Raw genomic sequence first — 6,694 nt, forward strand, 5'->3', positions numbered from 1 at the left:
TGGGAGAGACGCGATGTTCAGCAAGCAAGACCAGATCCAGGGATATGACGACGCACTGCTGGCGGCGATGAATGCCGAGGAGCAGCGTCAGGAAGATCATATCGAGCTGATCGCGTCAGAGAACTACACCAGCAAACGTGTGATGGAAGCGCAAGGCAGCGGCCTCACCAACAAATACGCCGAAGGTTACCCGGGCAAGCGCTACTACGGTGGCTGCGAGCACGTGGACAAGGTTGAAGCCCTGGCCATCGAACGCGCCAAGCAACTGTTCGGTGCCGACTACGCCAACGTCCAGCCGCACTCCGGCTCTTCGGCCAACAGCGCTGTGTATCTGGCCCTGATCAATGCTGGCGACACCATCCTCGGCATGAGCCTGGCCCACGGCGGCCACCTGACCCACGGCGCCAAAGTGTCGTCGTCGGGCAAGCTGTACAACGCGGTGCAATACGGCATCAACACCGACACCGGCCTGATCGACTACGACGAAGTCGAGCGCCTGGCCGTCGAGTGCAAGCCGAAGATGATCGTTGCCGGCTTCTCGGCTTACTCCAAGACCCTCGACTTCCCGCGTTTCCGTCAGATCGCCGACAAGGTCGGTGCGCTGCTGTTCGTCGACATGGCCCACGTCGCCGGCCTGGTGGCCGCTGGTTTGTACCCGAACCCGCTGCCTTACGCCGACGTGGTCACCACCACCACCCACAAGACCCTGCGCGGTCCACGTGGCGGTTTGATCCTGGCCAAGGCCAACGAAGAAATTGAAAAGAAACTCAACTCTGCGGTGTTCCCAGGCGCTCAGGGCGGCCCGCTGATGCATGTCATCGCCGGCAAGGCGGTGTGCTTCAAGGAAGCGGCGGAGCCAGGTTTCAAGGTGTACCAGCAACAAGTGATCGACAACGCCCAGGCCATGGCCGGCGTGTTTATCAAACGTGGCTACGATGTTGTCTCCGGCGGTACCGATAACCACCTGTTCCTGGTCAGCCTGATTCGCCAGGGCCTCACCGGCAAAGAGGCGGACGCTGCCCTCGGTCGCGCCCACATCACCGTCAACAAGAACGCCGTGCCGAATGACCCGCAGTCGCCGTTCGTGACCTCGGGCCTGCGTATCGGCACCCCGGCGGTGACCACACGTGGCTTCAAAGTACCGCAGTGCATCGAGTTGGCCGGCTGGATCTGCGACATCCTCGACAACCTCGGCGACGCCGATGTCGAGGCCAACGTGGCCAAGCACGTGTCTGCCCTGTGCGCTGATTTCCCGGTTTATCGCTGAGCGCGGTTTTGGAGTAATGACTATGCAACGCTACTCGGGCTTCGGCCTCTTCAAGCACTCACTCAGCCACCACGAAAACTGGCAGAAGATGTGGCGCACGCCGACCCCTAAAAAGGTCTACGACGTGGTCATCGTCGGCGGCGGCGGGCATGGTCTGGCGACCGCCTATTACCTGGCCAAAGAGCACGGCATCACCAACGTGGCCGTGGTCGAAAAAGGCTGGCTGGGCGGCGGTAACACCGCGCGCAACACCACCATCGTGCGTTCCAACTACCTCTGGGACGAGTCTGCGCACCTTTACGAACACGCGATGAAACTATGGGAAGGCCTGTCCCAGGACCTGAACTACAACGTGATGTTTTCCCAGCGTGGCGTCTATAACCTGTGCCACACCCTGCAAGACATTCGTGATTCCGAGCGCCGCGTCAGCGCCAACCGCCTCAACGGCGTGGACGGCGAACTGCTCAACGCCAAACAAGTCGCCGATGAGATCCCGTACCTCGACTGCTCAAAAAACACCCGCTACCCGGTACTCGGCGCCACCGTGCAACGGCGCGGCGGCGTGGCCCGTCACGATGCCGTGGCCTGGGGCTTTGCCCGCGCTGCTGACGCACTCGGTGTGGACTTGATCCAGCAGACCGAAGTGATCGGTTTCCGCAAGGAAAACGGCGTGTGCATCGGCGTGGAAACCAATAAAGGCTTTATCGGCGCCAAGCGCGTCGGTGTGGTGACGGCCGGTAACTCCGGGCACATGGCTTCGCTGGCGGGCTTCCGCTTGCCGATTGAATCCCACCCGCTGCAAGCCCTGGTGTCGGAGCCGATCAAGCCGATTATCGACAGCGTGATCATGTCCAACGCCGTGCACGGCTACATCAGCCAGTCCGACAAGGGCGACCTGGTGATTGGCGCCGGTATCGACGGCTACAACGGCTACGGCCAGCGCGGCTCGTACCCGGTGATCGAACACACCATCCAGGCCATCGTCGAGATGTTCCCAGTGCTGTCGCGTGTGCGCATGAACCGTCAGTGGGGCGGCATCGTCGACACCACGCCGGACGCCTGCCCGATCATCTCCAAAACCCCGGTGCCGAACATGTTCTTCAACTGCGGTTGGGGCACCGGTGGCTTCAAGGCCACGCCGGGCTCAGGCAACGTGTTTGCCGCCAGCCTCGCCAAGGGTGAAATGCACCCGTTGGCTGCACCTTTCTCCATCGACCGTTTCCACAACGGTGCGTTGATCGATGAACACGGCGCTGCGGCCGTCGCCCACTAACAGGAGAAATCCCCTATGTTGCATATCTTCTGTCCTCACTGTGGCGANNTGCGCTCCGAAGAGGAATTCCACGCGTCCGGCCAAGCGCACATCCCGCGNCCGCTGGACCCGAACGCCTGCACCGACGAACAGTGGGGCGACTACATGTTCTTTCGCGATAACCCGCGTGGCCTGCACCACGAGCTGTGGATTCACGCCGCCGGTTGCCGCCAGTATTTCAACGCCACGCGCGACACCGTGACCTACGAAATTCTTGAAACCTACAAGATCGGCACCAAGCCACAATTCACCGACAAGACCGATAGCTCGAAAGCGGCTACGACGGCTCTGGGAGAGAAGGTATGAGCCAGATCAATCGCCTGTCCAACGGTGGCCGCATCGACCGTAATAAAGTCCTGACGTTTACCTTCAACGGCCAAAGCTACAAAGGCTTTGAAGGCGACACCCTGGCCGCTGCCCTGCTGGCCAACGGCGTCGACATCATCGGTCGCAGCTTCAAATACTCGCGCCCACGCGGCATCTTTGCCGCCGGCGCCGAAGAGCCGAACGCGGTGCTGCAGATCGGCGCCACCGAAGCCACCCAGATTCCCAACGTGCGCGCCACGCAACAGGCGCTGTACCAAGGCCTTGTCGCCACCAGCACCAATGGCTGGCCAAGCGTGAACAACGACATGATGGGTATTCTCGGCAAGGTCGGCGGCAAGCTGATGCCGCCGGGCTTCTACTACAAAACCTTCATGTACCCGCAATCGTTCTGGATGACCTACGAGAAGTACATCCGCAAGGCCGCAGGCCTTGGTCGCTCGCCGACCGAGAACGACCCGGACACCTACGACTACATGAACCANCACTGCGACGTGCTGATTGTCGGCGCCGGCCCTGCCGGCCTGGCTGCAGCACTGGCGGCTGCCCGTAGCGGCGCGCGAGTGATCATCGCGGACGAGCAGGAAGAGTTCGGCGGCAGTCTGCTCGATTCCCGCGAAAGCCTCGACGGCAAACCGGCCACCGANTGGGTCGCCAGCGTCATCGCTGAGCTCAACTCCCTGCCGGACGTGCTGCTGTTGCCTCGCGCCACCGTCAACGGTTACCACGACCATAACTTCCTGACCATTCACGAACGCCTCACCGACCACCTCGGTGACCGCGCGCCGATTGGTGTGGTGCGTCAGCGTATCCACCGTGTGCGCGCCAAGCGTGTGGTGCTGGCGACCGGTGCGTGCGAGCGCCCGCTGGTGTACGGCAACAACGACGTGCCGGGCAACATGCTCGCCGGCGCAGTCTCCACTTACGTGCGCCGCTATGGCGTGGCACCCGGCAAAAAACTGGTGCTGTCGACCAACAACGATCACGCGTACCGCGTGGCCCTGGATTGGCTCGACGCCAGCCTGCAGGTGGTGGCCATCGCTGACGCCCGCAGCAACCCGCGTGGTGCGCTGGTGGAAGANGCCCGTGCCAAAGGCATTCGCATCCTNACCGGCAGTGCCGTGATCGAGGCCCGTGGCAGCAAGCACGTGACCGCCGCTCGCGTTGCCGCGATCGATGTCAAAGCACACGCGGTGACCAGCCCTGGCGAGTGGCTTGATTGCGATTTGATCGCCAGCTCCGGCGGTTACAGCCCGGTGGTTCACCTGGCCTCGCACTTGGGCGGCAAGCCGACCTGGCGGGAAGACATCCTTGGTTTCGTACCGGGCGAGGCACCNCAGAAACGCGTNTGCGTCGGTGGTATCAACGGCGTNTACGGCCTTGGCGATTCCCTGGCGGATGGTTTTGAAGGCGGCGTGCGCGCAGCCAGCGAAGCCGGTTTCGCGCCCGTGCAAGGCACGCTGCCAAAAGCCTTGAGCCGTCTGGAAGAGCCGACGCTGGCGCTGTTCCAGGTGCCTCACGAAAAAGCCACTGCACGGGCGCCGAAGCAATTTGTCGACCTGCAAAACGACGTGACCGCTGCCGCCATCGAACTCGCCACCCGTGAAGGTTTCGAGTCGGTCGAGCACGTCAAACGCTACACCGCGCTGGGTTTTGGCACCGACCAGGGCAAGCTGGGTAACGTCAACGGCCTGGCGATTGCCGCGCGCTCGTTGAACGTGACCATCCCGCAGATGGGCACCACCATGTTCCGCCCGAACTACACGCCGGTCACCTTCGGCGCCGTTGCGGGCCGCCACTGTGGGCACATCTTTGAACCGGTGCGCTACACCGCGCTGCAAGCCTGGCACGTGAAAAACGGCGCCGAGTTTGAAGACGTCGGCCAGTGGAAACGCCCCTGGTACTTCCCGCGCAACGGTGAAGACCTGCACGCTGCGGTGAAACGCGAATGCCTGGCCGTGCGCGACAGCGTCGGCCTGCTGGATGCGTCCACCCTCGGCAAGATCGACATTCAGGGCCCGGATGCCCGTGAATTCCTCAACCGCATCTACAGCAACGCCTGGACCAAGCTCGACGTGGGCAAGGCGCGNTACGGCCTGATGTGCAANGAAGANGGCATGGTCTTCGACGACGGCGTCACCGCNTGTCTCGCCGACAACCACTTCCTGATGACCACCACCACCGGCGGCGCAGCGCGCGTGCTGCAGTGGCTGGAAATCTACCAACAGACCGAATGGCCGGACCTCAAGGTGTACTTCACCTCGGTCACCGACCACTGGGCAACCATGACCCTGTCCGGCCCCAACAGCCGCAAGTTGCTGAGCGAAGTGACCGATATCGACTTGGACAAGGACGGTTTCCCGTTCATGACCTGGAAAGAAGGCTTGGTCGGCGGCGTGCCGGCACGGGTGTTCCGTATCTCGTTTACCGGTGAGCTGTCGTACGAAGTCAACGTGCAGGCCGACTACGCCATGGGCGTGCTGGAACAGATTGTCGAAGCCGGAAAGAAGTACAACCTGACGCCGTACGGCACCGAAACCATGCACGTACTGCGCGCCGAGAAGGGCTTCATCATCGTCGGCCAGGACACCGACGGCTCGATGACCCCGGACGACCTGAACATGGGTTGGTGTGTAGGCCGCACCAAGCCGTTCTCGTGGATCGGCTGGCGCGGGATGAACCGTGAAGACTGTGTGCGTGATCAACGCAAACAGTTGGTGGGCCTGAAGCCGATCGATCCGACCAAATGGCTGCCGGAAGGTGCGCAACTGGTGTTCAACACCAAGCAGACGATCCCGATGACGATGGTCGGTCACGTCACTTCCAGCTACCTGCACAACTCCCTGGGCTATTCGTTTGCCATGGGCGTGGTGAAGGGCGGATTGAAGCGCATCGGCGAGCGCGTGTTCTCACCGCAAGCGGATGGCAGCGTGATCGAGGCGGAAATTGTGTCTTCGGTGTTCTTTGACCCGAAAGGCGAGCGGCAGAACATCTGATAGACCGAGGCGCCTGCAGCGCAGGCAAGCCCCCTCCCACATTTTGAAATGCATTCCNCTGGCGTCAGACCAGACAACATCAATGGTGACTGATCCATCGCTATCGCGGGCAAGCCCGCTCCCACAGGGATACGAATTCAGGAACAGGTGCTTTATGACCGCAGCCAATGTGTACCAACAACGCCCAACCACCGGCGCCAAGGCCGAGTCGTCGCTGCACCATGCCGACCTCGCCAGCCTGGTCGGCAAGGGCCGCAAGAACGCCGGCGTGACCGTGCGCGAAAAGAAACTCCTCGGCCACCTGACGATTCGTGGCGATGGCCATGACGCGGCCTTCGCTGCCGGCGTGCACAAAGCCCTCGGCATCGAGCTTCCAGCCGCCCTGCAGGTGATCGTCAAAGGCGAAACCAGCCTGCAATGGCTTGGCCCGGATGAATGGCTGCTGGTTGTGCCGAGCGGTGAAGAGTTCGCTGCCGAGCAAAACCTGCGGGCTGCCCTGGGCGACCTGCATATCCAGATCGTCAACGTCAGCGGCGGCCAGCAGATCCTCGAACTCAGCGGCCCGAATGTGCGCGACGTGCTGATGAAGTCCACCAGCTACGACGTGCACCCGAACAATTTCCCGGTGGGCAAGGCGGTGGGCACGGTGTTCGCCAAGTCGCAACTGGTGATCCGCCATACCGCCGAAGACACCTGGGAACTGCTGATTCGTCGCAGCTTCTCGGATTACTGGTGGTTGTGGCTGCAGGATGCGTCAGCCGAATTTGGCCTGAACGTTCAAGCCTNAGAATGACC

At 62.1% G+C, this 6,694-nt stretch carries 5 protein-coding genes; all 5 read left to right on the forward strand.

From position 1 onward, the window contains the following. Nucleotides 1-13 precede the first annotated feature (13 nt). Nucleotides 14-1,267, forward strand: coding sequence for a serine hydroxymethyltransferase (gene glyA / locus B7L09_RS19840; RefSeq protein ID WP_094470287.1), 1,254 nt, complete (start codon nt 14-16; stop codon nt 1,265-1,267). 22 nt (nt 1,268-1,289) lie between these two features. Next, on the forward strand, nt 1,290-2,540 hold the full coding sequence (locus B7L09_RS19845; protein ID WP_010207084.1) for a sarcosine oxidase subunit beta: 1,251 nt from the start codon (nt 1,290-1,292) through the stop codon (nt 2,538-2,540). A 15-nt stretch (nt 2,541-2,555) separates the two neighbouring features. Continuing rightward, nucleotides 2,556-2,885: a sarcosine oxidase subunit delta gene (locus tag B7L09_RS19850; protein WP_094470288.1), complete on the forward strand. Its 330-nt coding sequence runs from the start codon at nt 2,556-2,558 to the stop codon at nt 2,883-2,885. Further along, nucleotides 2,882-5,899, forward strand: a complete 3,018-nt coding sequence (locus B7L09_RS19855; RefSeq protein WP_094470289.1) for a sarcosine oxidase subunit alpha — start codon at nt 2,882-2,884, stop codon at nt 5,897-5,899. The genes B7L09_RS19850 and B7L09_RS19855 overlap by 4 nt, the downstream gene beginning before the upstream one ends. A 154-nt stretch (nt 5,900-6,053) precedes the next feature. Further along, entirely contained in the window at nt 6,054-6,692 is a 639-nt protein-coding gene (locus B7L09_RS19860) for a sarcosine oxidase subunit gamma (RefSeq protein ID WP_094470290.1), read from the forward strand. The last annotated feature ends 2 nt before the right edge of the window (nt 6,693-6,694 follow it).

Source organism: Pseudomonas mandelii, from assembly GCF_002251635.1.
Taxonomy (GTDB): domain Bacteria; phylum Pseudomonadota; class Gammaproteobacteria; order Pseudomonadales; family Pseudomonadaceae; genus Aquipseudomonas; species Aquipseudomonas mandelii_B.